General features: G+C 73.9%; 22 protein-coding genes. 13 read left to right on the top strand and 9 right to left on the bottom strand.

Annotated elements, in window-relative coordinates:
* Positions 1-4: 4 nt before the first annotated feature.
* On the bottom strand, positions 5-934 hold the full coding sequence (locus AB0C78_RS39390) for an SRPBCC family protein (protein ID WP_360758417.1): 930 nt from the start codon (positions 932-934) through the stop codon (positions 5-7).
* Positions 935-1,265: 331 nt separating this feature from the next.
* Between AB0C78_RS39390 and AB0C78_RS39385 the strand changes: the two genes are divergently transcribed.
* Complete coding sequence (locus tag AB0C78_RS39385; protein WP_360758415.1) at positions 1,266-1,607, top strand: hypothetical protein; 342 nt, start codon at positions 1,266-1,268, stop codon at positions 1,605-1,607.
* A gap of 46 nt (positions 1,608-1,653) precedes the next feature.
* Here the strand turns inward: AB0C78_RS39385 and AB0C78_RS39380 are convergent, their stop codons facing one another.
* Positions 1,654-2,859 carry a PAS domain-containing sensor histidine kinase gene (locus tag AB0C78_RS39380; RefSeq protein WP_360758413.1) on the bottom strand — a complete coding sequence of 402 codons (1,206 nt, stop codon included), beginning with the start codon at positions 2,857-2,859 and terminating at the stop codon, positions 1,654-1,656.
* 131 nt (positions 2,860-2,990) lie between these two features.
* Here AB0C78_RS39380 and AB0C78_RS39375 point away from each other — a divergent pair, with 131 nt between their 5' ends.
* The 7 genes from AB0C78_RS39375 to AB0C78_RS39345 all read left to right on the top strand — a co-directional run bounded on the left by AB0C78_RS39375 (position 2,991) and on the right by AB0C78_RS39345 (position 10,728).
* Entirely contained in the window at positions 2,991-3,272 is a 282-nt protein-coding gene (locus AB0C78_RS39375; protein ID WP_151539960.1) for a hypothetical protein, read from the top strand.
* A gap of 31 nt (positions 3,273-3,303) precedes the next feature.
* Positions 3,304-4,320, top strand: a complete 1,017-nt coding sequence (locus AB0C78_RS39370) for a tellurite resistance/C4-dicarboxylate transporter family protein (protein WP_360758410.1) — start codon at positions 3,304-3,306, stop codon at positions 4,318-4,320.
* A gap of 147 nt (positions 4,321-4,467) precedes the next feature.
* On the top strand, positions 4,468-5,529 hold the full coding sequence (locus tag AB0C78_RS39365; RefSeq protein WP_360758408.1) for a Dyp-type peroxidase: 1,062 nt from the start codon (positions 4,468-4,470) through the stop codon (positions 5,527-5,529).
* Entirely contained in the window at positions 5,526-6,341 is an 816-nt protein-coding gene (locus tag AB0C78_RS39360) for a family 1 encapsulin nanocompartment shell protein (RefSeq protein ID WP_360758406.1), read from the top strand. Before AB0C78_RS39365 ends, AB0C78_RS39360 begins: the two co-directional genes overlap by 4 nt.
* A gap of 100 nt (positions 6,342-6,441) precedes the next feature.
* Positions 6,442-8,016: a phosphodiester glycosidase family protein gene (locus AB0C78_RS39355; RefSeq protein ID WP_360758404.1), complete on the top strand. Its 1,575-nt coding sequence runs from the start codon at positions 6,442-6,444 to the stop codon at positions 8,014-8,016.
* A gap of 163 nt (positions 8,017-8,179) precedes the next feature.
* Positions 8,180-8,746: a dihydrofolate reductase family protein gene (locus AB0C78_RS39350; RefSeq protein ID WP_360758402.1), complete on the top strand. Its 567-nt coding sequence runs from the start codon at positions 8,180-8,182 to the stop codon at positions 8,744-8,746.
* 461 nt (positions 8,747-9,207) lie between these two features.
* Positions 9,208-10,728, top strand: a complete 1,521-nt coding sequence (locus AB0C78_RS39345; RefSeq protein WP_360758400.1) for an acyl-CoA dehydrogenase family protein — start codon at positions 9,208-9,210, stop codon at positions 10,726-10,728.
* A gap of 15 nt (positions 10,729-10,743) precedes the next feature.
* Here AB0C78_RS39345 and AB0C78_RS39340 read toward each other — a convergent pair whose 3' ends face one another.
* From AB0C78_RS39340 to AB0C78_RS39315, 6 genes are all read right to left on the bottom strand, one after another.
* A complete protein-coding gene (locus tag AB0C78_RS39340; protein WP_225991546.1) occupies positions 10,744-11,325 on the bottom strand; it encodes a GAF domain-containing protein in 582 nt (193 codons plus the stop codon).
* Between the two features lie 41 nt (positions 11,326-11,366).
* A complete protein-coding gene (locus AB0C78_RS39335; RefSeq protein WP_360758398.1) occupies positions 11,367-11,957 on the bottom strand; it encodes an ATP/GTP-binding protein in 591 nt (196 codons plus the stop codon).
* Positions 11,938-12,303: a DUF742 domain-containing protein gene (locus AB0C78_RS39330; RefSeq protein ID WP_151539968.1), complete on the bottom strand. Its 366-nt coding sequence runs from the start codon at positions 12,301-12,303 to the stop codon at positions 11,938-11,940. The genes AB0C78_RS39335 and AB0C78_RS39330 overlap by 20 nt, the downstream gene beginning before the upstream one ends.
* Positions 12,300-12,725: a roadblock/LC7 domain-containing protein gene (locus AB0C78_RS39325; RefSeq protein WP_225991547.1), complete on the bottom strand. Its 426-nt coding sequence runs from the start codon at positions 12,723-12,725 to the stop codon at positions 12,300-12,302. Before AB0C78_RS39325 ends, AB0C78_RS39330 begins: the two co-directional genes overlap by 4 nt.
* Positions 12,726-12,765: 40 nt before the next feature.
* Complete coding sequence (locus AB0C78_RS39320) at positions 12,766-14,523, bottom strand: ATP-binding protein (RefSeq protein ID WP_360758396.1); 1,758 nt, start codon at positions 14,521-14,523, stop codon at positions 12,766-12,768.
* 282 nt (positions 14,524-14,805) lie between these two features.
* Positions 14,806-15,579, bottom strand: a complete 774-nt coding sequence (locus tag AB0C78_RS39315; RefSeq protein ID WP_360758394.1) for a TIGR02206 family membrane protein — start codon at positions 15,577-15,579, stop codon at positions 14,806-14,808.
* A gap of 85 nt (positions 15,580-15,664) precedes the next feature.
* Between AB0C78_RS39315 and AB0C78_RS39310 the strand changes: the two genes are divergently transcribed.
* From AB0C78_RS39310 to AB0C78_RS39290, 5 genes are all read left to right on the top strand, one after another.
* Positions 15,665-18,280: a DUF4132 domain-containing protein gene (locus tag AB0C78_RS39310; protein ID WP_360758392.1), complete on the top strand. Its 2,616-nt coding sequence runs from the start codon at positions 15,665-15,667 to the stop codon at positions 18,278-18,280.
* Between the two features lie 128 nt (positions 18,281-18,408).
* A complete protein-coding gene (locus AB0C78_RS39305) occupies positions 18,409-18,963 on the top strand; it encodes a TetR/AcrR family transcriptional regulator (RefSeq protein WP_360758390.1) in 555 nt (184 codons plus the stop codon).
* Between the two features lie 88 nt (positions 18,964-19,051).
* Positions 19,052-20,587, top strand: coding sequence for an MFS transporter (locus AB0C78_RS39300; protein WP_360758388.1), 1,536 nt, complete (start codon positions 19,052-19,054; stop codon positions 20,585-20,587).
* Positions 20,588-20,622: 35 nt separating this feature from the next.
* Positions 20,623-21,309, top strand: coding sequence for a response regulator transcription factor (locus tag AB0C78_RS39295; RefSeq protein WP_360758386.1), 687 nt, complete (start codon positions 20,623-20,625; stop codon positions 21,307-21,309).
* Positions 21,306-22,670 carry a HAMP domain-containing sensor histidine kinase gene (locus tag AB0C78_RS39290; RefSeq protein WP_360758384.1) on the top strand — a complete coding sequence of 455 codons (1,365 nt, stop codon included), beginning with the start codon at positions 21,306-21,308 and terminating at the stop codon, positions 22,668-22,670. The genes AB0C78_RS39295 and AB0C78_RS39290 overlap by 4 nt, the downstream gene beginning before the upstream one ends.
* A gap of 19 nt (positions 22,671-22,689) precedes the next feature.
* On the opposite strand, the gene AB0C78_RS39285 is transcribed toward AB0C78_RS39290, so the two are convergent.
* Positions 22,690-24,648, bottom strand: a complete 1,959-nt coding sequence (locus AB0C78_RS39285) for a glycoside hydrolase (RefSeq protein ID WP_360758382.1) — start codon at positions 24,646-24,648, stop codon at positions 22,690-22,692.
* Between the last annotated feature and the right edge of the window lie 156 nt (positions 24,649-24,804).

Here is a 24,804-nt window from a genome sequence, read left to right as displayed (position 1 = left end):
CGGGTCAGCCCTCGGCCGCCTGCTTCTCTTCCTTGACCGCGTCCTCGTGCGTCCTGACGACCTCGCCGTCGCGGATCTCGCCGCGCCAGCCCTCGATGTCGTCCCGCTCCAGCAGCGTCCGCGTCATCATGTGGCGCTCGATGTGCTTGAAGTCGAGGCGGAGCCGGCGGCCCTGGGCGCGCCACAGGTTCGCGGTCTTCTCCAGGAAGCCGTCGGGGTGGTACTCGGCGACCAGCAGGATCCGGGTCAGGTCGGGGGACAGTTCGTGGAACGTGACCGCGCCGTCGACGTAGCCCTTCGGCCCCTCCGACTTCCAGAGGATCCGCTCGTCGGGCACCTGCTCGACGATCGTCGACTTCCAGTCGCGATGGGACAGGAAGATCTTGGCGCGCCAGTTGAGCTTCTCGTCGGACTCCTGCTCGACCTTCTCGACCTTGCTGGTCATGCTGGGGAACTCGGCGAACTGCGTCCACTGGTCGTAGGCCACCCGCCGCGGCAGCCCCACGTCGAACTTCTCGACGATGTTGATGACCTTGGCCTCGTCCTCGCCGCCGCCCTTGCCGCCGTCCCCGGCTCCGACGGCCTTCTTGGCCGTCTCCTTGGCGCCCGTCATGCCCGCCTTGAGGCCCGCCTTGAGCGGGGACTTGCCTTCCTGGAGGCTCTCGGCGCCCGCGGCGACCATCTTCGCCCCGGTGCCGCCGCTGTCGCCGCCACCGCCGTCACCGCTGCCGCCGCCGTCCCCGGCGGGACCGCCGAGCCGCTCGGTCATGTGCTTCACCGTGCCGCTGGCGCTCTTGAGGGCCTTCACCATCAGCGCCTGGACGAACTCCTGGCCGGCCTCCTTGAGCTGGTCGACGGGAAGGCCGTCCGCGGCGTTCCGGGCGGATTCGCGCTTGCCGGTGGTGTCAGTGTCGGGAGGGCTCGTTCCAGCCATCGTCACCACTCCGTCTCGCGTCGACTTCATCCCTTTTTGCGAACATAGCCGGGCGGGCCGCCCGTCGGCGTACAGATACGCACTGACCTGCGAAAATAACGATCTACACGCGGCGGGATCGGGTGCCGCCGACCGTTCGGCGCTCGGCGCCCGCCGTTCGCCGCAACGGCCGTCCGGCGGCGCGTCCGCGCGGATTGAAACGGTTAAAAAGCGGGAGGTGACATCGTCGCGCCCCCGCGGCCGACCCTCCGGCCGCAGCGACGATTCCGCGTCAATCAGGGTCAATCAGGAGAATTCCGTGAAAATTCAACATAAAGCGGCGATTGCCGCCATGGCGGGCATCATGGGCACCGGCGTCGCGACCGTGCCGGCCGCAACGGCGGACACGGGCCAGGCAGGCCCCGCACAGGTCGCCGCCACGGCGCAGCTCGCCAACGCCTACCCCAAGGGACGGGTGACGTCCCGCTCGCGGCTCGCGATCCGGAGCAGGCCCACCACCCGCTCCCAGCGCCTGGGCTCACTGCACCCGGGGCAGATCGTCGACATCAAGTGCTGGACGTGGGGCCAGCCCGTCCGGGGCGTCCGCACCTGGTACCGGCTGGGCATCAGCACGCCGGAATGGGTGTCGAGCCGCTACATCAGGATCATCAAGGGCCGCGTCCACCACTGCTAGGGCTCGCCGCGTGCGGCGGGCCGGCCGTCCGGCCCGCCGCACGCGCTCAGGCGGCCGGCTGGAGCGGGATGCGCAGGACCATGCAGGTGCCGCTCGGCCGGTCCGCGATCTGCAGCGTGCCGTGGTGGGCCTTCGCCGTCTGCAACGCGATCGCCAGGCCGAGGCCGGTCCCGTTCGGGTCGGCGCGCCGCGCGTCCGCCCTCCGGTAGAAGCGGCGGAAGACCGCCTGGCGCTCGTCCGGCGGGATGCCGGGCCCGTCGTCGGCCACCTGCAGGACCGCTTCGCCGCCGTCGCAGGCCACCGACACCTCGACCCGGCTGCGGGCGTGGCGCTCGGCGTTGGCCAGCAGGTTGGCGAGGAGACGGAGCAGGCCCGTGCGGGAGCCGTCCACCACGGCGGGCGGTTCCAGGCTGGTGTGCAGCGCGAGCGCGCAGGTGTGGCGGGCCAGGGCGTCGCGCACGAGGTCGCACAGCTCCACCGGTTCGGTCGCGGCGGGGGCACCGGAGTCGAGGCGCGCGAGTTCGAGCAGGTCGGAGACGATGTCGCTGAGCCGCTCGGCGTCCTGCAGCGCCGCGTGCAGAACCTCCCGCGAGTCGACGTCGGGTTCGGCGAGCGCCGACTCCAGGCGCATCTGCAGCCCCGTGAGGGGGCTGCGCAGGTCGTGGGAGGCGTCGGCGACCTCCTGCCGCTGCCGCCGCACGGTCTCCCGCAGCTCGGCCGAGGCCTGCCGCTCCTCCCGCTGCGCCTGCCGGAGCCGGTGGTTGACGCTCTGCAGCTCCCGCGAGCGGACGTACAGCTCGACCTCCACCCGCAGCAGGTCGACGGGCACCTCGACGCCCTGCGGCCGCTCGTCGCGGAGCTGCTCGATGAACGCGGTGATGTCCTCGATCCGGTGGATGATGAGCGCCACCCGGCCGTCGGCGTCCAGCAGCGGGGCGTTCACCGTGCTCCAGTAGCGCTTCTCGTACACGCCCGGACGGCCGGGCACCTGCGCGTCGTACCGCCCCCACGGCATGACGTACGGCTGCGCTTCCGCGAGCACCCACTCCAGGGCGGACCGCCAGTGCGCGGCGTTCTCGCCGTCCGTGCCGCCGGGCAGGACGTCGAAGACGCGGCGGCCGATCAGCTGCTCGCGCGGCCCGGCCAGCCGCTCGTAGGCCTGGTTCACCGCGACGAACTCCAGGTCGGGCGAGATCACCGCGCACGCGACCGGCTCCGCGTCGAACACCGTGGCCAGATCCACCTCCGCCATCCCCGGGGCCTACCCAGACCTCCCACGAATCGCACATACAGGGCAAATGGGATTTCCCAAGACGCCGCAAAACAGCGGAAAGGATCGGTGGATCGGCGGCGGGCACGGCCGCGGCGGGGAATCAACCACCGGTGAGCACACCGATGTACACGACGGACCGCATCCCGGACGACCAGGAAGGGGTCACCACGCTGGGGATCAGGGCCGGCCAGCCCGCTTCGAGCCCCGAGTCCGCATTCACCAACCTCGAACGCGCCAGCGCCGACCTGCGGCCCGACGCGGTCCTCGGGGTGTGCCTTCTCGCCGTCCCGAACGTGGTGGGCCGCACCGACTTCACCACGACCGACGTCATGCGCATCCACACCGAGACCCAGTACATCGCGTACGGCACCTGCGTCCGGTTCGAGACCTGATGGGCGGACCGGCCCGGGCGAGACGCCCCTGATGGACCGCGTCCGCCGGCAGGTCGCCGACCTGCATCCGGGTTACGCCGCGCTGGTCATGGCGACCGGGATCGTCTCGACGGGGCTGGAGCTGTTCGGCTGGGACGCGCTGTCGGCGGCGCTGCTCGCGGTGGCGGCCGCCGCGCTGGTCGTGCTGGCGGCGGCGTACGCCTGGCGGGCGGTCGCCTACCCGCGGCGCCTCCTCGCCGACGCCCGGGACCCGGGCAAGGGCTTCGGGTACTTCTCGCTGGTCGCCGCCCCCAACGTGGTGGGCGTCCGGCTGGCGCTCGACCACCACGTCACCACCAGCGCGGTGCTGGCGCTGGTCAGCGCCCCGATCTGGCTGGTGCTCACCTACGGCATCCCCGGCGCCCTCATCGTCGGCCACCGGGAGGACCCCGTCCTGCCCAGGATCAACGGGAGCTGGTTCCTGTGGGTGGTGGGGACCCAGTCGCTCGCCGTCTCCGCGGCCACGCTGGCCGGCGCGAGGCACGGGTGGGCGAACGCCCTCGCGCCGCTGGCGGTGGCGCTGTGGGGCGTCGGGGTCGTCCTGTACCTCATGCTGGCGAGCCTCGTCACCGCCCACCTGCTGGACGAGCCGGTCACGCCGCACGCGCTGAGCCCGACGTACTGGGTCTACATGGGCGCGACCGCCATCACCGTCCTCGCCGCGGCGAAGATCCTGGCGCTGCCCGCGGACCTGCCGGTCCTGGCGTCGACCGGGCAGGTGGTGTCCGGGCTCGCGTTCCTGCTGTGGGCGTTCGGCACCTGGTGGATCCCGCTCCTGCTGTTCTTCGCGGTGTGGCGGCACCTGGTGCGCGGCGCGCCGGTGAGCTACGAGCCCACGCTGTGGAGCATGGTGTTCCCCCTCGGCATGTACGCGGCGGCGACCGCGACCTACGGCCGGACGCGGGACCTCGGGTTCATGGTCGACATAGCGCGGGTCGAGGTGTGGGCCGGCTTCGCCGCCTGGCTCTCGGTGGCCGTCGCCATGGGAGCGGCACTGCTGCGCCGGTGAAGGCCCGCGTTTCGTCCGCGCCGTCCGTGTGGGGCGCACCAAAGTCCGCTGTCGCCGCGGGCAAAACTGCGTCCGTCCCGCTCACGGGCCGTTTCGCACGCTCGGCGCCGGGGGTAGATCGGCGCTGACGACGAGCGAGGGGACGCGATGCCGCAGCAGGGACAGCCGCAGGACGTGCTGGCGCCGCCCGCGACGGCGGCGATCTTCCTGGTGGTCACGGTCCGCCCCGGCGGCGAGGACGCGGTGCGCGGGCTGCTGCCCGACATCGCGGGGCTGACCCGCGCCGTGGGCTTCCGGTCCCCGGAGGACGGCCTGAGCTGCGTGACCGGCCTCGGCGCGCACCTGTGGGACCGGCTGTACGGCCCGCCGCGCCCGCGCGGGCTGCACCCGTTCCGGGCGCTGGCCGGGGCCGTGCACACGGCGGTGTCGACACCCGGCGACCTGCTGTTCCACCTCCGGGCCCGCCGCCCGGACCTGTGCTTCGAGCTGGCGCGGCAGCTCATGAGCCGGCTCGCCGGGCACGCCGACGTCGCCGACGAGGTGCACGGCTTCCGGTACTTCGACGAGCGGGACCTGCTCGGCTTCGTCGACGGCACCGAGAGCCCGTCGGGTCCGGACGCCGTCGCCGCCGTGCGCGTCGGCGGCGAGGACCCGGCCTTCACCGGCGCGAGCTACGTCGTCGTCCAGAAGTACGTCCACGACATGCGGGGCTGGAACGCGCTGCCGGTCGAGGCGCAGGAGCTGGCGATGGGCCGGGAGAAGCTCAGCGACATCGAGCTCCCGGACGAGCGGAAGCCGTCGAACTCCCATGTCGCGCTGAACACGATCGTCGACGCGGACGGGACCCAGCACCAGATCGTGCGCGACAACATGCCGTTCGGCTCGATCGGCGCCGACGAGTTCGGCACCTACTTCATCGGCTACGCCGGCGACGTCGGCGTCATCGAGACGATGCTGGAGAAGATGTTCATCGGCGACCCGCCGGGCAACCACGACCGGATCCTGGACTTCTCGACGGCGGTCACCGGCGGCCTGTTCTTCGTGCCCACGGCGGACTTCCTCGACGACCCGTCGCCGCGTCTCGCCCTGGCGTCCGCCGCGGCCGCGGCCGGCCCGCCGCCTCCACCCGATGACGGCCCGGTCGGCGACGGCTCGGTCGGCGACGGCTCGCTCGGCATCGGCAGCCTGAGAAGGAACGGCACCTCATGAACAACCTGCACCGCGAGCTCGCCCCGATCTCGGAGGCCGCCTGGACCGACCTCGAGGCGGAGGTGCGCCGCACCTTCACCCGGCACGTCGCGGGCCGCCGCGTGGTGGACCTGGTCGGCCCGGCGGGCCCGGCGCTGTCCGCCGTGGGCACCGGGCACGTCGACCCGCTCGGCTCGCCCGCCGACGGGGTGCTGGTCCACCGGCGGCGCGCGCAGCCGATCATCGAGCTGCGGGTCCCGTTCGAGGTCGCGCGGCAGGACGTGGACGACGTCGAGCGCGGCGCCCGCGACCCGGACTGGCAGCCGGCGAAGGACGCGGCGAAGCGGATCGCGTTCGCCGAGGACCGCGCCGTGTTCCACGGGTCGGGCCCGGCCGGGATCACTGGGATCGTGCCGGGCAGTTCCAACGGCGCGCTGCCGCTGCCGGCCGACGCGCGGCTGGTCCCCGACACCGTCGCGAAGGCGCTGAGCGCGCTGCGGCTGGCCGGCGTCGGCGGACCGTACAGCCTGCTGCTGTCCGCCGAGGCGTACACCGCGGTCGCGGAGACCACCGACCACGGCTACCCGGTCCACCACCATCTCGCGCGGCTGCTGCCCGACGGCGAGATCATCTGGGCGCCCGCGCTCGACGGGGCCCTGCTGGTGTCGACCCGCGGCGGCGACTACGAGCTGCACCTCGGCCAGGACCTCTCGATCGGCTACCTGTCGCACGACGCCGACCACGTCCGGCTCTACCTCCAGGAGACGCTGACCTTCCTGTCCGTCACCGCCGAGTCGAGCGTCCCCCTCACCGGAGAGGGACGGCACGCCTAACCGGCGGCCGGCGCCCGCCGGGGTGAACGGCCCGCCGGCGCCGCGGAAGTGATCATCTGGCGGCCACCCCCGCGTCACCGGGCGCGACGATCATGACCGCATGAGACGTCCCCTCCTCGCCGCGGCGCTGTCCGCCGCCGCGCTGGCCGCGCTCGCCGCCCCGGCCACCGCCTCGCCCCGCACCCCGTCCCTCCCCCTCGGACCCTCCGGCCTGCACGAGCAGCGCGAGACGCGGTCGCTCGCGCCGGGGGTCACGCTCACCACGATCGTCCGCGGCGAGAAGTCCGCCGCCGACGTCTGGACGCTGCACGTCCGGCTGCCCGTGCCCGGCAACGCGTCCGCCGTGATCGCGCCCGAGGCGACCGCCGAGGACGCGGCCCGCCGCCTGGAGGCGGCCGGCCTCCACCCGCGCGTCGAGGCCGTGGACGGCCCGCGCTTCGCCGACGTGCCGGCCGGACGCGTCGGCTACGTCGTCCGGGTCGGCCGGTACGCGACGGAGGCCGACGCCAAGAAGGACCTCCCGGCCGTCACCGCCGCCGGGTTCTCGGCCGGCACGTCCTACACGGCCGAGGACGGGACGGCGGCGACCGGTCCGTGGCGCCTCAACGTGATCACCGTCGACCCGCGCCGGTTCGGGGGCCGCGTGGTCTCCTCCGTCGGCGGCACCCTCACCGCCACCGACAAGGTGACGGATCTGGTGCGCGCGAGCGGCGCCGTCGCCGGCGTCAACGGCACCTACTTCACCTCCGCCGGCAAGGGCGGCTCGGCCGGGCTGCACGTGCTGGACGGCGAGCTGACCAGCGAGGCGAACAACGGCCGCACCGCGATGATCCTGCCGCGCAGCGGGCGCGGCGTGCGGATCGCGCAGCTCGGCACCGACCTGCGCGTCCGCGCGCAGGACCGCGCGACCCGCGAGCTCGACGGCGTCGACCGGCTGCCGGGCCTGGTCGACAACTGCGGCGGCGTCGGCGGCGACCAGCCGACCGAACGCCCGCAACACGACGTGACCTGCACCGATCCCGACGAACTGGTCGCCTTCACCCCGGTGTACGGGGCGTCGAGCCCGGCCGGGGCCGGAGCGGAGGCCGTCCTGGACGCCTCCGGGCGCGTGACGGAGCTGCGGGACTCGCGGGGCACCGCCATCCCGGCGGGCGGCCGCACCGTCCAGGCGATCGGGACGGCCGCGGACTGGCTGCGCGCCCGCGCCCGCCCGGGCACGAGGCTCGCGATCTCGGAACGGGTGCTCGACCACGGCCGTCCCGTCCGCCTCGACCCCGGGACCTCGATCCTCGGGGCAGGGCCGCAGCTCGTGCGGGACGGCCGGGCGTGGGTCGACGCGTACGCCGACGGGCTCGTCCACACCGGCGACGACCAGTCCTTTTACTACAACTGGGTGCTGCGCCGGAACCCGCGCACCATGGTCGGCGTCGACCGTCAGGGGCGGCTGCTGATGGTCGCGGCGGACGGCCGCGCGCCCGGCTACAGCGAGGGCCTGTCCATCGACGAGGCCGCGAAGGTCATGCGGTCGCTCGGCGCGGTGCAGGCGATGAACTTCGACGGCGGCGGCTCCACGACGATGGCCACGGCGGGCGGCGTCCTGGTCAACCGCCCGTCCGACGCGACGGGCGAGCGCAGCGTCGGCGACGGGATCCTGCTCCTCCCCGGCCGCGACTGACCGGCCACGGCTGACCGGCCACGGCTGACCGCCGTTTCCCGGACCCGGGTCGCCGCGCGCACGGCGATCCGGGTCTCCGCGCATCGAATTCCGGCGCGACCGATGAGTCCGGGCGGCGCCGCCGGTAGGTACCGGTGAGCATCGGCCGAAAGGAACGACCATCGTGAGCGTCATCGTCATCGAGTTCGTCACCCTCGACGGCATCGTGTCCGACCCCGACGGTTCCGGCGGCACGCCGGACGGCGGCTGGGCCTTCCGGCACGGCCCCGGCACGGTCGCCGGGGACAAGTTCCGGCTCGGCTCCGTCCTCGACGACGGGGTCATGCTCCTGGGACGCCGGACCTGGGAGCTGTTCTCGCGGCTGTGGCCCGGCCGCGACGACCCGTTCTCCGCGCGGATGAACGCGGTCCCGAAGCTGGTCGCCTCCCGCACGCTCACCGACGCCTCGGCGTGGGCGAACTCGCGGGTCCTCGAAGGGGACCTCGCGGAGGCCGTCCGGAACGAGAGCCGCGACGTGATCGTCACCGGCAGCCTGAGCGTCGTGCACGCGCTCATGGCCGAGGACCTGGTCGACGAGTACCGGCTGCTGACCTTCCCGACCGTCCTCGGCACCGGCGAGCGGCTGTTCCCGGCCGGCGGCCCGCCCGCGTACCTGGAGTGCCTGTCGGCCGACCGGTCCGGCGCAGCCGTCCTCACCCGCTACGGGAGGGAGACGGTGACAGCGCCCTAGCCCGGCCCTACGAACACCGGCCCCTCCGCCGCTCGTCCGGCCACGCGCGGCGGAGGGGCCGACGCATGCCCGCCCCGCTGCGGCGCCTCGCCGATTTTCCCGCGCCCCGGACGTGTCCGCGGAACGCGGAGATGTTGTCGCACCCTACAAGATTCATTCGTTCACGATCGGAACCCGCGCACCGCCGGTAGCGTTGTCCGGGGCCTCAGCAGAAAAAGCAGCGCCACGAGTTCGCGCAGGTCGCTCCCGCCGACGGGGTTTCCACCGCCACTTACGGTAAGCCAGATGTTCCTTGCGTCCCGTGACCGATCGATTAACGATGACGTGAACCACACGGAGGGGGACGAATCGAGCGGCGCGAAATGGCCCGCCGCAACGCACGGAAACAGGGCGGCCGCGTGCACCTGACCGCCGGAAGAGGACGACTTCCCAGCAACGACAGATCGATGAGAGCCGACGCCATGATGAATGATCTTCTGTCTCTGTCGACGAACGCGTTCATCGCCGGCATCGAGGCGGCCGCCCGCCGATTCGACACCGCGACCTATCCGCAGCAGAACCTGCCCGCCGACGACTGGACCCTGCTGACCCGGGCCGGCGTCCTCCTGCCGACCCTGCCGAAGGAGTACGGCGGCCGCGACGACCACGCCGAGATGTGCCGCGTCGTCGAGGCCGTGTCCGAATGGAACCTGCCGGTCGGCATGTACGTCACGGTCATCACGGCGGTGGCGCTGCGCCCCATCGTGCTGTGGGCCCGCGAGGAGGCCAAGCAGGAGGTGCTGCCGCTGTACGCCGGCGGCGACCCCGCGATCTGCGGGTTCGCCTCCACCGAGCCCGGCTGCGGCTCCGCGATGTCCGGGATGCGCACCACCTTCGAGGAGGTCGAGGGCGGTTACCGGATCCGCGGCCGCAAGCACTGGCAGGCGTTCAGCATCAGCGCCCACTGGTGGCTGGTCAGCGCGAAGAACGACGACGACGGCCGCGAGTACGGCTATTTCATCGTCAAGCGCAGCGAGGGGTTCCGCACGCTCCAGCCGTACGAGCCGCTCGGCCTGAAGGCGATCGACTACGGGCTGAACGAGATCGACGCGGTCGTCCCGCGGCACCGGCGCATCCCGGCCGACGGCAGGAATCTGCGGCCGATGGTGGAAATGCTCATGGCGTCCCGGGCGATGATGGCGGCGATGGGCTGCGGATTCCTGCGCCGTATCAGCCGCGAGGCGCACGCCTACGCCGACCGCCGCAAGATCGGCCCGGGACCGCTTTCGGATATCCGGTTCGTGCGTTACCGGCTGGCCGCCATCGACGCCTCGTACACCGTCTGCGCGGCGCTCAACCATTACCTGCGGAACGACCTGGACATGAAGGAGAGCATGATCGGCGCTTTTCCCGCCGTCCAGGCCATCAAGACGGTCGCCACCGAGCGGATGCTCAGTTCGGCGCACCATTACCAGCAGCTCGCCGGCGGCGAGGGATACCGCTGCGGGTCGCCGACCAACATCTCCGGGCAGGCGTTCCTCGACGCCCGCGTCTACACCATTTTCGACGGCACCAACGACCTGCTCAGCCAGCAGCTCGCCGAGCACTGCCTGTCCCGGACCGCCGGGCGGCCGCTCAGCCGGTTCCTCGCCGAATGGCCGCTCACGGCCGCCGCGGTCAACGGGCAGCGGCTGGACCTGGCGTTCCTCGACCGGAAGCTGCGCCAGGAGCACCTCGTGCTCGCCGGCCGCGCGATCGGCTACGCGTTCGCGATCGGCCAGGTCATGCGGTGGGCCGCCGAGACGGGCGCGGACCCGCGCCGGGCGCGCGCCGCGATCGAGTTCCTGAAGGCCGACATCGCGCGCGTCGCCACGGAGTTCGGCCTGCTGTCCACCGGCGTCCTCGGCCTGGAGGACGGCGTCGCCGCCACGGCGGGCGCGCCGCCGTCGCGCTCGATCCCGACGGCGCCCGAGGCGTGGACGGGACTGCCGCGGCGGTCCTGACCGCCGCCCCCGGGGTCAGCCCAGCGGCTCCTCGCGCCGCCGGATCACCTGCATCAGGTCCGCGGCCCGCTCCTTGATGAGGTCGAGCCCGGCATGGCCCCAGGGGCGCGGCTCGCGGTCGATGACGCAGATCGTGCCGAGCACCGTCCCCGTCCGGTCGATGAGGGGAGCCCCCACGTAGGTGCGGATGCCGAGCTTGTCGACGACCGGGTTGCCGGCGAACCGCGGGTAGTCGCACACGTCGTCCAGGACCAGCGCCTTGCGCCGCACGACGACGTGCGGGCAGTAGCCGTGGTCGAGCGGCACCTCGCGGCCCAGCTCGACGGCGTCGGCCGGGTCGGCGCCCGGCGACTGCGGCGCGTACAGGCCGCCGAGGTACTGCTGGTCGGTCACGAAGTTCACCATCGCGAACGGCGGCAGGTCGGTGCCGACGAGGTGGCGGGCGGCCTCGGCGAGCTCGCGCGCGAACGCGTCGAACTCGGCGTCCGGGGCCTGCCCGAGCCGCAGCTCCCGCAGCCGGACGACCCGTTGGGGCACGTCGGGGTCGACGGGCGTCAGCAGGTGGCCGGGCGGCTCGTACAGCGGCTCTTGGATCACGGGGGCTCCTGGGTGGCGGGTCTGGGCCGGGGACGGCCGCGTCAGACGGAGGCGGACGGGACGGCGACGAGGAGATGGCGGATCAGCGCGCGCAGCACCGACGTCGCGGAGCCGCCGTCCCGCGCGTCGCACAGGACGATCGGCACCCGCGGGTCGAGGCCGAGGGCGGCGCGGACCTCGTCCGGGTCGTAGCGGAACGCGCCGTCGAACTCGTTGACCGCGACGAGGAAGCGGGTCCCGCGGTTCTCGAAGAAGTCGACGGCGTCGAAGCAGTCCTCGAGCCGGCGGGTGTCGGCGAGCACGATGGCGCCGAGGGCGCCCGCGGACAGCTCGTCCCACATGAACCAGAAGCGCTGCTGGCCGGGCGTGCCGAACAGGTACAGCACGATGCCGTGCTGCTCGATCGTGATGCGGCCGAAGTCGAGCGCCACGGTGGTGGTGGTCTTGCCCTCGATCCCGCCGAGGTGGTCGGAGCCGGCGCTGGCGGTGGTGATGAGCTCCTCGGTGCTCAGCGGCTCGATCTCGCTGACGGCGCCGACGAACGTCGTCTTCCCGACGCCGAACCCGCCCGCGATGAGGATCTTGACCTGGGTCGGGGACGGGGCGGCCGGGTCAGGCTCGTTGAAGGCCATCGAGCAGTTTCTCCAGGAGGGCTCGGTCGGTGGGGTCGGCCGCGGTGCGCCGCGCCTGCGTGCTCATGGCGCGGCAGTCCAGCAGGTCGGCGAGGAGGACCTTGGTGACGGTCACGGGCAGCCGCAGGTGCGCCGCGACCTCGGCGACCGACGTCGGCGCGCGGCAGCAGGCGAGCGCCTCGGCGTGCTCGGGGGCCATCTCCCGGGGTCGCCGGCCGGTCGCCACCACCAGCGACAGCAGGTCGAGCCGGACGGTCGGTCGGGTGCGGCCGGCGGTGACCGTGTACGGGCGGACGAGCGGCCCGGCGGCGGCGTCGACCCAGACCTCCTCGTCACCGGCCGTCATGGCGAGGGGGCGCGGTCGCTCGCCGCGGCCGCCGGCCGTGCCGCGGTGTGCAGGAAGGGCCGCACCGCGCGGATCAGCCGGGCCATCTCGAAGCCGACGACGGCCGGGTCGGCGTCCGCGCTCGCCATCACCGCGAGCACGGAGTTGAAGCCGGCCCAGGAGATGAACAGCTGGCTGGAGCGCAGCTCGGCGACGACCTGCCGCACCTCGTTGCTCCCGTCGAACCGGGTGCCGGCGCTCCGGGTGATGGAGAACAGGCTGGAGGCGAGCGCCGCCATCTGCTCCGCGCTGGTGCGGTCGAATCCGTGCGCCGCTTTCAGCATGCCGTCGGCGGACAGCAGCACGCTGCCGCGAATGGCCGGGACCTCGTCGCCCAGCCCCCGCAAAAGCCACGCCAGGTCCTGGGCCTCGTTCGGGGACACAGCATTCAAGGGGAGCTCCTCGTCATTTCGTGGTGGCTCGTCATTTCCCGGTGTCCAGGCCGTCCGCGGCGCCGTCATTTTCGAGCGCGCTGCGCATGCCCTTCTGGAATGCCGCCATCAGCCCCGGATTGTGCTCGGCCTCCTGGTCGGGCTCCTGGCGCGCGGGGGCGTTCGCCAGTTCCGGGAACAGATGCTTCTGCGCCTGCCGCCGCGGCAGTTCCGGCCTTTCGCCGTCCGGCGGCGGGACGGCGGGCCCGGCGGCCGGACCCGGCACCGGCGGCTGCGGGCCGGTCTCCCATGTGGGCGCCGCGGGCCGGTGGGGCGCTCCCGGCACGGACGACCCTTGCGCGAACACCGGGGCCGCGCCCTGGCCGTGGTTCGCAGGCCCGTCGTACTGCGTGCCGTCGTAGGCAGGCCCGTCGTACTGCGTGCCGCCGTAGGCGGGTCCGTCGTACGCGGGGTCCGGTCGCGGGGGCGCGGCGTGCCGGGGCCCGGGCGGGGGCGCCGCCGGGGCCGGCGCGGGAGCGGCGCGCGCGGCCTGCGCCGGAGCGCCCGTCTCCTCCTCCTGGCCGCCCGTCAGCTCCGTCGGGACCACGACGACGGCCTGCGTCCCGCCGTAGACGTTGGTCTGGAGCTGCACGCGGACCTTGTGCCGGCGGGCCAGCGCGGACACGACGTGCAGCCCGATGCGCCCCTCGCTCAGCAGCTCCTCGGTGTGGCCGCGCTCCTGGTCGGCGAGCAGGTCGTTCAGCCGCCGCTGGTCCTCGCGCGGGATGCCGAGGCCGCGGTCCTCGACCTCGACGGCGAGGCCGGCGGCGACGCTCTCGACGCGGACGAGCACCTGGGTGTGCGGCGGCGAGTACTTCGTCGCGTTCTCGATGAGCTCGGCGAGCAGGTGGACGATGTCCGCGACCGCGCTGCCGTGCACGCTGCCCTCGGCGGGCGGCACCACCTTCACCCGCTTGTAGTGCTCCACCTCGGCGATGGCCGAGCGCAGCATCTCGAACACGGTCACCGGCCGGGTCCACTGGCGGCGGGACGCGGCCCCGCCGATCACGGCGAGGCTCTCGGCCTGCCGGCGGGTGCGGGTGGCGAGGTGGTCGACCTTGAACAGGCCCTTGAGCAGGTCGGGGTCCTCGACCTGGTTCTCCAGGCCGTCCAGCCCCTGGATGGCGCGGTGCGACAGCGACTGCATCCGGCGGGCGAGGCTGACGAAGACGCCGACGCGCCGGTCGCCCGCCGGCCTGCGGCTCGCGGCGTCGAGCACGGCGTTCCACGCCTCGCCCTGCGCCCGCCGCAGCTCGCAGGCGAGCTGCGCGGCGGGGTCGGCCGGGTCGGCGGGCGGCGGCTCCTCGCTCCACCGCGCGACGGGTTCGCCCGCGCCCAGCCGTTCGGCCATGTCCCGCAGCTCGCGGCGGCCGCGGGCGGCCAGGAACGCGAGCTCGCCGAGCCGCCGGCGGACGGCCTCCAGGTCGCGGCCGGCGCCCTGGACCCGCTGGCGTTCCACCCGGCGGGTCGCCGCGTCCGCCGCCCACGCGGCGGCGAGCAGGACGGTCACGGCGCCGAGCGCGGCGGCGACCAGGACGATGCGGGTCGGCCGCGGCAGCGCGCCGCCGTCGTACAGCACGGCGACGGCGACGGCCCCGAGGAGGGCGACGACGGCCGCGGGGAGCACGGAGATGGACAGGTGGACGACGCGCATGCCGGTCTGGCGGTGCCTGCCGTAGGCGGGGGTCCTGTCGTAGCGTTGGACGTCCCGGCGATCGGCCCCGGCGGCGGGTTCGAAGAAGTCAGGCATCGGCGTCCTCGGTGCGTCGGACAGTGAAGATCAAAGAACTGAGCAATACGGACTCGTATGCCTACAGCCGTATCTAGGCTGACACAACGCCTCACCGAGGACGCGCGGAATGCCGAGATTCCAGGGATCCGGGCTCGATTTGCTGTAATTAGTCCGCAATGTCCAACTCATCCGTCGGCCGCGTTTTGCCGTCCCAAAAACGCCATTCAGCGCATCCGGCACGGCGAAAAGGTGCAGAGCAGAGCGCTTTTGGAATGGTCCAATTCAGACCGGGAGCGCGGCTCAGCGGGCGGCCGCGCCGTCCCCGCGCCCGTCCCCGTGCCCGCGCCCGTGCTCACGCCCGTGCCCGCGCGTCCACGGCCAGGTGATGAGCGCCCAGCCGGCCAGGATGATCACGACCTCGGCCAGCACGTACCAGGGCCAGGGCCCGAGCAGGTCCAGCACCGAGCCCGTCACGGGCTTGTCGTTGAGGTAGCCGTAGTTCGTCCCGGCGATCTCGTTGAAGGCGAACGTGCCGGCGGCCCACACCACCGTGACCGCGACCGCGAACCGGTAGCAGCGCCAGTCCGGGCGCATCCCCAGCCCCCAGGTCAGGTACACCGCCGCCCACACGATCATCAGGTGCATGCCCCAGAAGGCCAGATAATCGATGTCCGGATAATCGCCGCCGTTGAGCGCCGGCGTGAGGAGCCCCTGCACTGACAGGGTGAGCCCCCAGTAGTACGTCAGCGCGTACCAGCGGCGGCCGAACGTCCACAGCGCGCCGGCCGCGGTCAGCCACGCCACGTCGCACAGTTGCAGGGGCAGCGACCCGCCGAGGTCCCACTCCCGGGGCAGCAGCGTGTGCGCCTGTAGGCCGATCATCACGAACAGGATCGCCAGCGCGTACGCCCGGCCGAACCCCCGCGCCTGTTCCCCCGAGCCCGGCTCCGAGCCCGGCGTCCGCTGCGCGCGGCCGAGCACCACCAGCACGGCGCAGCCGATCGCGAACAGCCCGACGGCCGCCCAGTGGGACGGCCCGTACGCGTGGAAGCGACCGGCTGCGATCAGCGGCATCCGGTGATGCTAGCCGCTGGGACCCCGCCGCCGCCCGAGCGGACGGCCGCGAGAGTGTCGGCCGGACCCGTTAGGTTCCGGGGCCATGATCGAGACGGTGGACATTCCGGTCGAGTGGCGCGAGCACCTTCATCCCCGGCACGGCGGCGTCGCCGGGCCGGAGGTCGTCCCGGACGAGGACGCAGCGCGGCGGGCGCGCGAGTGGGAGCGCGAGGCGCGCGCGATCGCCGGGGAGATGGCGGAGCACGAGCGCACCGACCCGGAGCTCGGGAAGGCCCTGCGCGCCCGGCTGGACGGCGAGGCGGACCCGGCGGGCGCGGCGGCCCTCGCCGCCATCGCGGTGAGGTACCTGGACGGCACCGCCGACGGCGCGCCCTTCGTGGACGCCTGGGTGCTGGACCACGGGCTCGCGTTCGCCGCGTGCGCGCTCACCGAAGCGTCCTCCATCGCGCTCGGCCCGCCGCCGGAACCGCCGAAGGCCGGCCCCAACGGCGTGATGCGAGTGATCGGCGTCGCCTACAGCCACGTGAACCCGCCGAAGGGGTGGCGCGGCGAGGTCCGGCGCTCGGGCGGCGGCCAGGCCGGCGCCAGTTGGCGGATCGCCGAGGACGCCGTGGTGAAGCGGCTCCGCGCGCTGCTGGCGGCGGCGCCGGAGGACGAGTACCGCGACGCCGTCGCGCGGCTGGCGGCGCATCGCGGTGACCCGGTGCGCCGCTCCACGGCGTCCTACCTGGTGCCGACCGAGGCCGCCTGGATGGACGAAACCCTCGACGATCCGCCCGGCATGAGCGTCCTCGGGCACGAGCACCTGCTGTGCTCGCTGTCCACCGCCGCCCACACCGACCGGATCGGCTGGATTCCGGTGGTGCCGGGCGTGCTCGCGACGCTGCTCGACGGGCTGGGGGCGGACGCCCTGCCGCTGCTCGAGACCGCCCTCGCCTACCGCCACCAGGACCCCGACGAGACCCGTCCGGTCGTGCTGAAGGCGCTGCTCGGGATCGCGGACGAGCGGCTCTTCCCCGTCCTGCTCGGCCGCATGGGGATCAAGGGCGTGCCGGCCGCGCTGCAGGAGGCGGCCGGGCGGTATCCGGTGCAGGCGGTCCGGGGGCTGGCGCCGTTCGTGCAGGGGCAGACGGTCCGGAGCCTGCAGGCGGCCGGGCTCGTGCGGAGCCTGCTGCACGCGGAGCCGGAACTGGCGAAGGCGCTTCCGCCGGGGACCGCCGAGGAGCTGCTGCCGCGCCGGTCCGTCCCCGACTGCGACGACCTGCCCGCCGCTCTGGCCGGCCGGCCCGCCCGCAGTACGAAGACGGACTGGGCCGACCCTGCGCTGCTCCCGCGGATACTCACCCGCGGCCGCGACCGGGCGCTTCCGGAGGACGCGACGAAGCGCCTGCTGGGGCTGCTCGCCAAGAAGGCGCCCGAGGCGGCGGACGTCCGCGGCTTCTGCGACCCGCATTCGCTCGCGGAGTTCTCCTGGGCGGTGTTCCAGCGCTGGTACGCGCTCGGGGCGCCGTCCAAGCACAACTGGGCGCTGGCGCAGCTCGGCCTGATCGGGGACGACACGACGGTGCGGCGGCTCGCGCCGCTGATCAGGCAGTGGCCGGGCGAGGGCGGCAGCGGCCGGGCCGTCGCCGCGCTGGACGTGCTCGCCGGGATCGGCTCCGACGTCGCCCTCACGCACCTGTTCGAGCTGACGCGCCGCGGCAGGTACAAGGGGCTCAAGGCCAAGGCGGCGCAGAAGATCGACGAGATCGCCGCGGCGCGCGGGATCACGCCGGACGACCTCGCCGACCGCGCCGTCCCCGACTTCGGCCTGGACGAGCAGGGCACGCTCGTCCTGGACTACGGCCCGCGCCGGTTCACGGTGACCTTCGACCAGCAACTCGTCCCGCTGGTCGTAGAGGCGAACGGCAAGGTCCGCAAGAGCGCGCCCAAGCCCGGCCCGAAGGACGACCCGGCGCTCGCCCCGGCGGCGCACGCGCTGTTCACCGGCCTGCGCGCGGACCTGCGGACGATCGCCGACCAGGAGATCAAGCGCCTGGAGAAGGCCATGATCACCCGGCGGAGCTGGACGCCGGACGGCTTCCGCCGCCTGTTCGTCGACCATCCGCTGCTGCGGCACATCGTCCGCCGGCTGGTGTGGATCACCGGTGACGGCACGGCGTTCCGCGTCGCCGAGGACCGCACCTACGCCGACATCGACGACGACGCTTTCACTCCCGCGCCGGACGCCCGGATCGGTATCGCCCACCCGCTGCTGCTGGGCGACGACCTCAAGGCGTGGGCGGAACTGTTCGCCGACTACGAGATCCTGCAGCCGTTCGAGCAGCTCGGGCGGCCCGTCTACCGGCTCGCGGACGACGAGCGGAGCGCGCGCAGGCTCGCCCGGGTGGAGGGCCTCGTCCTGTCGTACGGCAAGGCGAAGGGGCATTCGCAGGGACGTTGGGAGTCCGTGGACGCCAACGGCGACTTCACCGGCGGGTGGCTCGCCCGGCGCGACCCGGCGGGGCTGTACGTCGTGGCGAGCCTGAGCCCGGGCCTCGGCTACTACATGTACGGCGAGGGCGAGGACCAGAAGGTCACCGCGCTGTGGGCGGGTCCGGCGCCGGCCCGCACGCCGCAGAATTCCGTGCCGCTCGGCGACGTCGATCCGGTGACGATGAGCGAGGCCGTCCACGACCTCGTCCGCAGCGCGTCCTAACCCCGCCCAGGGCAGAGGTTAGGCCGGCTCGGCGAAGGCGGGCGGGCGCTTCTCGGCACCCCCGGCTCGCGGGTGACACTGACCACTCGTGTGAGACAATGATGTCTCACACGAGGTAGCATCGTCTCATGACGTTCGATCGTGAGCGGGTCCTGGCCGACGCGGCGGAACTGCTGTCGCGCAAGTCCACCGCCACCCAGGACGAGATCGCGCAGGCCGCCGGGATCAGCCGCGCCACCCTCCACCGCCACTTCGCGGGGCGGGACGGCCTCGTCCGCGCGCTCGAGGAGCTCGGCCTGCGCCGCCTGGAGGCGGTGATGGACGAGGCCCGGCCCGACGAGGGCACCGCGACCGACGCGCTGGTCCGGCTGGTCGAGGCCAGCCGCCCGGTCGCGGCCTTCCTCGCCTTCCTCGCGACCGAGAACCAGCTGTTCGAGGGCGAGGCGATCAACCCGGGCTGGGAACGGCTCGACGCCCGCATCACCGCGCTGTTCCGGCGCGGCCAGGAGTCCGGCGAGTTCCGCATCGACCTGTCCCCCGCGTGGCTCACCGAGGCCCTGTACGGGCTCATCGCGTCCGCCGCCTGGACGATCCAGTCCGGCAAGACCGCGCCCCGCGACTACACCGCGATGGTCACCGGGCTGCTGCTCGGCGGCGTCGAGCGCCGCGCCCCGCGCCCCTGACCCGCCGCACCTCGCGGCCCTGACCCGCCGCACCCGTCACCTCTCTTCGCGACACCCGTAAGGCAATACCCGTAAGGACAGTGGGACCATGACCACCGCGCCGCCGCACGCGCCCGTTCGGCACGACCGCGCCTCCGGCCGCTGGATCTCGCTCGGCGTGCTCGTCCTCGCCGTGCTGCTGGTCGCCGTCGACGCGACCGTGCTCGGGCTCGCCACCCCGTTCATCAGCGAGGACCTGCGGCCGTCCGGCGCCCAGCTGCTGTGGATCGGCGACGTCTACTCCTTCGTCATCGCCGGCCTGCTGGTCTCCATGGGCGGCCTCGGCGACCGGATCGGCCACAAGAGGCTGCTGCTCACCGGCGCCGCCGCGTTCGGTGGCGTCTCGGTGCTCAACGCCTACGCGACCGGCCCCGAAATGCTCATCGCGGCGCGCGCCCTGATGGGGGTGGCGGGCGCGACGCTGATGCCGGCGACGCTGGCGCTGATCCGGAACATCTTCACCGATGCCCGGGAACGTTCCCTCGCCGTCGGGATCTGGGCGTCCAGCTTCTCGGCGGGCGCCGCGGCGGGACCGTTGGTCGGCGGCCTCCTGCTGGAGCACTTCTGGTGGGGGTCGGTCTTCCTGGTCAACCTGCCGGTGATGGCCGTGCTGGTCGTGGCGGGCGCGCGGCTGCTCCCCGAGACCAAGGACCCGTCGCCCGGGCCGTGGGACCTGCCGAGCGCCGCGCTGTCCCTCGTCGGCATGATCGGGGTGGTCTACGCGATCAAGGAGGCCGCCGCGCACGGGGTGGCGCCGCGTGTCGGCGCGGCCGCCGTCGTCGGGATCGCCGCGCTCGCCTGGTTCGTGCACCGGCAGCGGACCCTCGACTCGCCGCTGATCGACGTCCGGCTGTTCCGCGACCGCGGCTTCTCCACGGCCGTCGCCGCCGACATGCTCGCCGTGCTCGGGCTGGCCGGGCTGGTGTTCTTCCTGTCCCAGTTCTTCCAGCTCGTCCAGGGCCGCTCGCCGCTCGAGGCGGGCCTGGCCGAGCTCCCCGCCACGATCGGCTCCGTCGTCACCGGGCTGCTCGCCGCGCTGGCCGTCCGGCGCACGTCGGCCCGCACCGTCGTCGCGGGCGGGCTCGCGGCCATGGGCCTCGCCCTGGCGCTGCTCGCCGGCCTGCACGCCGGCACCGGCTACCCGCTGCTGTTCACCGCGCTGCTGCTCGCCGGGGCGGGCGCCGGGTTCGCCTTCGCGACGACGTCCGACATGATCGTCTCCCGGGTGCCGAAGGAGCAGGCCGGCGCCGCGTCCGCGGTCTCCGAGACCGCCTACGAGCTCGGCGCCGCGCTCGGCATCGCGCTGCTCGGCTCGATCACCACCGGTGTCTACCGCGGCTTCGCGACCCCGGACGGGGTCCCCGCCGGCGCCGCCGCCGCGGCGCACGACTCCATCGGGGGCGCCGCGCAGGCGGCCGAGGCGCTCGGCGGCCCCGCGGGCCAGGCGCTCCTCACCGCCGCGCGCGACGCGTTCGCCGCGGGGCTGCGCTGCACCGCGGGCGTCGGCGCGGCCGTCCTGCTGGCCACCGCCGTCGCCGCCTGGATCCTCCTCAGGGACCGGCGGCCCGGCACGCCCACCGGCTGACGGCGCCCGCCCGGCCCGTTCGGTAGGTTCGGCACGTGGGGGACGACGTTCGCGTGCTGGTCGTCGACGACGAGCCGGCGGTACGCGAGTCCGTGGGCGACACGCTCGGCCTGGACGGCTACGAGATCCGGACGGCGCCGGACGGGGCGTCGGCCCTGCGCGAGGCCGCCGCGGCGGCACCGGACGCGATCGTCCTGGACGTCCTGATGCCGGGCCTGGACGGCCTGGCCGTCTGCCGGTCCCTGCGGGAGAACGGCGACCGCACGCCGATCCTGATGCTGACGGCGCGGGACGCGGTGAGCGACCGGGTCGACGGCCTGGACGCGGGCGCCGACGACTACCTCGTCAAGCCGTTCGCCCCGGAGGAGCTGCGGGCGCGCGTGCGGGCGCTGCTGCGCCGCGTCCGCGCGGCGCCGTCCGCCGGGACCCTCGGGTACGCGGGCCTCACCCTGTACCCGGAGGCGCGGCAGGGTCGGCTGGGCGACCGGCTCGTCCAGTTCAGCGAGACCGAGTTCGCGCTGCTGGAGTTGCTGGTCCTCAACGCCGGGCAGGTCCTCCCCCGCGAGGTGATCATGGACCGGGTGTGGGGGTACGACTTCGGGCCGGAGTCCAACTCGCTGGGCGTCTACATCGGCTACCTGCGCCGCAAGCTGGAGGCCGGCGGCGAACCGCGGCTCGTGCACACCGTCCGGGGCGTCGGCTACGTCCTGAGGGCGGGATGAGCGGCCGCGTGCACGGCGGGCGGGTTCCCTGGTGGCGGCGTGTACCGCTGCGCACCCGGATGGCGGTGCTGGCCGCGCTCGCGGTGGCCGTCGCGGTGGCGGGGGCGGCGGTCGTCGGCTATCTCGCCGTCCGGCAGGCGCTGCACGTCGAGCTGGACCGCTCGCTGCAGCGGCAGGCCGCGCAGGTGGCGCGGGACGTACAGGCACGCGGCTGGACGACGCGGACCGGGACGTGCGCGTGGCTGACGGCGCCGTGCGCGCAGATCGTCCGCGGTGACGGCACCACCGAGCCGGACGAGGCGAACCTGCCGGTCACGCCCCGGGTCGTCCGGGTCGCGAACGGACGGAGCAGGCCGTTCTTCGCCGACGCCACGGCGGGCGGCCTGCCGGTCCGCGTGTACACCGCCCCGCTCGGGCCGGACGGTTCGCGCCGCGCGCTGCAGGTGGGGACGCGCGCGGACAACACCGACCGCACCCTGGACCGGGTCCGGCTGGCCCTGCTCGCCACCGTGGTCGGCGGCGTCGTCGTGGCGGCGCTGCTGGGACACCTCGTCGCACGCGGGGCGCTGCGTCCGGTGTCGCGGCTGACGCGGGCCGCCGAGCGGATCGCCGCGACCGGCGACCCCGGCCTGCGGATGTCGGCCGCCGGGTCCGACGAGCTGGCGCGCCTCGCCGCCAGCTTCAACGCGATGCTCGCCGCGCTGGAGGAGTCGGTCACCGCGCAGCGGCGGCTGGTCGCGGACGCCTCGCACGAGCTGCGCACGCCGCTGACCAGCCTGCGCGCCGACATCGAGCTGCTGGACGAGCTGCCGCCGCCGCGCCGCGACCGCGTCCGGCGGCGGCTGCGCGCGCAGCTCGCGGGGCTCGGCGACCTGGTCGGCGACCTCATCGAGCTGGCGCGCGGCGACGAGCCCGCCGGCGAGGTCGAGGACGTCCGCCTCGACCGCCTCGCCGGGCACTGCGCGGACCAGGCGCGGACGCGGTGGCCGGACGTCGAGTTCGCGGTGGACGCCGAGCCCGCCGTGGTCGCCGGGAACCCGCGGCGGCTGAGCCGGGCGCTGGCGAACCTGCTGGACAACGCCGCCAAGTTCAGCGGCGGGCGGCCCGTGGAGGTCCGGGTGCGACCGGGGCCGGCGGCGGAGGGCGGCGAGGTCGCGGTGCGCGACCGCGGGCCGGGCATCGACCCCGCCGACCTCCCCCACGTGTTCGACCGCTTCTACCGGTCCGCCGCCGCCCGCGGCCTGCCCGGCTCGGGTCTCGGCCTGGCGATCGTCGCCCAGGTCGCCCGCGAGCACGGCGCGCGGGCGGCGGCGGAGCCCGCCCCCGGAGGCGGCACGGTCGTCCGCCTCGTCTTCGGGTGACCCGTCTTCGGGTGACCCGTCAGGGGCACAGGGTCCGCGGCGCCTGCCCGTGCGCGGTCGCCTGCACGCAGCCCGGCTTGAGCCCCTGGTAGGCCTTCGTGCCGAAGTTCGCGGTCATGGTGAGCGCGCCGTCGCCGAACACGGTCCGCTGGACCAGGTGGTCGGAGGTCAGCCACCGGAAGTCCGTCATGGGCCTGGTGGCGGCGATCTGGTGCAGCGGCTGGAAGTACCGCTGCAGGGACGCCATCTCCTTGCCGTGCCGGTCGAGGGTCGTCCCGTCGACGGCGAAGTTCAGCGGGATGTTGTAGAGCATGCTCAGCAGGATCCTGGCCGTCTTGACGTTGGGGAGCTTGTAGAGCGACAGCTCCCAGCGGTCCAGGTTGACGACCGAGTCGTGCAGCACCGTCTCGTACAGCGGCAGCCGGTAGGCCGGGTCGTACATGCTCTTCACCGCGTCGGCGGGCAGGTCGACCGGCTTGAAGAAGAACTTCGGGTCGTTGGCGGGGTAGTAGCCGCCCCACGTGGCCTTGTCCTTCTGCAGCGGCCACAGCACGTTGAGGCCGTCGGATGCGGCGCCGTGGTCGAACGCGATCGCCTGGTTCGCCCACCCAGCGGCGTTCTCCGAGCCGAGCACGAGCCCGCCGCCGGACAGCCTGCCCATCCGCTCGGCGCGGTTGGCGCGGTCCTGCGCCTGCGTCATCGGGTGGGACGGGCTGCGGTCGTCGAACAGCTCACCGGCGGCGTCGACGTCCAGGAAGTAGCTGTTCGCGCCGTTCGCCGTCATCTGCTTGGTGCGCTGCGCCAGGTAGTGCTTCGACGGCTCCTGCTGCTTGAGGTACTGGGAGCTGAGGTAGCAGCCGCGGTCACCGAAACCGCTCTCCGGCCTGCCCTGCGCATCGTGGACGCACCCGTCCGGGTACACGCCGGTGGGCCACTTGGAGGACGGGTTGTCGGCGGTCTTCGGGTCCTGGGCGTTCGCGAACGAGTCGTACGGCCCGACGAGGTAGCCGTTCTTCTTCGCCGCGTCCACCGCGTCCGGCTTCATGGGGTCGGCGCCGGAGTCGTAGCCGAGCCACCTCCGGTCCAGCCCGAGCCGCTTCATCTTCTGGACGGACGCCGCCGACCGCGCCGGACCCCACAGGTAGGCGTGGTAGGCGCCGACGAGCTCGCCGACCTGGGGATCGCGCGCGATCTTCTTGCGCAGGGACCCGAGCTGATGGTGCTGGGCCAGCCAGAGCCGGTAGTCCCGCGCGGACGCCACCGGGGAGGAGTCCCCGAGCGAGAACTCCACGTCGTAGTCCTTGGCCTCGCCGAAGTCGTGCGCGGTCTCGCCGTGCAGGCGCCCGCCGGACGAGACGAACGTCAGCGACGTGCCGATGTCGGTCGGGACGATGTAGGTCGCCGATCGGGAGCCGTCCTGGAACCCCCAGAACGGCATCGTCATCCCGCCGGCCATGGCGATCTCGGAGCCGGCGAACCTCGCCTCGCCGGAGTTCCAGAACGGGTCGTCCACCGGGATGCCGAGGCCCTCGCCCGTCGGGACGGACAGCCGCGACGTCGAGCGGTCCGTGCCCGTCAGCGGCCAGCGGAGGTCGCCGGCGCGGTCGGAGTGCAGGTGCATCGCCAGCCGCCCGGCGCGCGCCCGCGCGGTGACGGTGATGCCGCGCGACGGGTAAGACCAGCTCGCGGCGCCGTCCTTGTGCGTGATCCGGCTCGGCGCGCCGAGCCCCCGCACGGGCGCGGACAGCGTCAGCGGCGCGCCGCCGCCGGTCCGCGCGGTCACGGCCAGGCCGGCGACGTCCACCCGCGCCGAACCGCCGCTGACCGGGACGACGACCTGCCCGCCCTCGACCTTCACCGGTTCCTTCGCGGCCGCCGGCGCCGCCGCGACGGGCACGCCGCACGCGGTCACCGCCGCGACCGCCCCCGCGGTGATCGCGCCGAGCCCGAGCATCGTTGTCTTGGTTGTCTTGGCCATGCGCCCACGGTGGCCGCCCCGCATAAGAGGTTCTTAAGGCCGCACCGGGCGGCCGGGCGGGGGCGGGGGGGGGGCGGGCCCCGCCCCCGCGGGCGACGCGGGGGGGGGGGGGGTGCGCGGGCGCCGGGGCGGGGGCCGCCCGGGGGCGCGCGACGT

Source organism: Actinomadura sp. NPDC048394 (assembly GCF_040651755.1).
Lineage (GTDB): Bacteria > Actinomycetota > Actinomycetes > Streptosporangiales > Streptosporangiaceae > Spirillospora > Spirillospora montaniterrae.
Note: the sequence above shows the minus strand (reverse complement) of the source record. Positions and strands in the feature narration are given on the sequence as shown.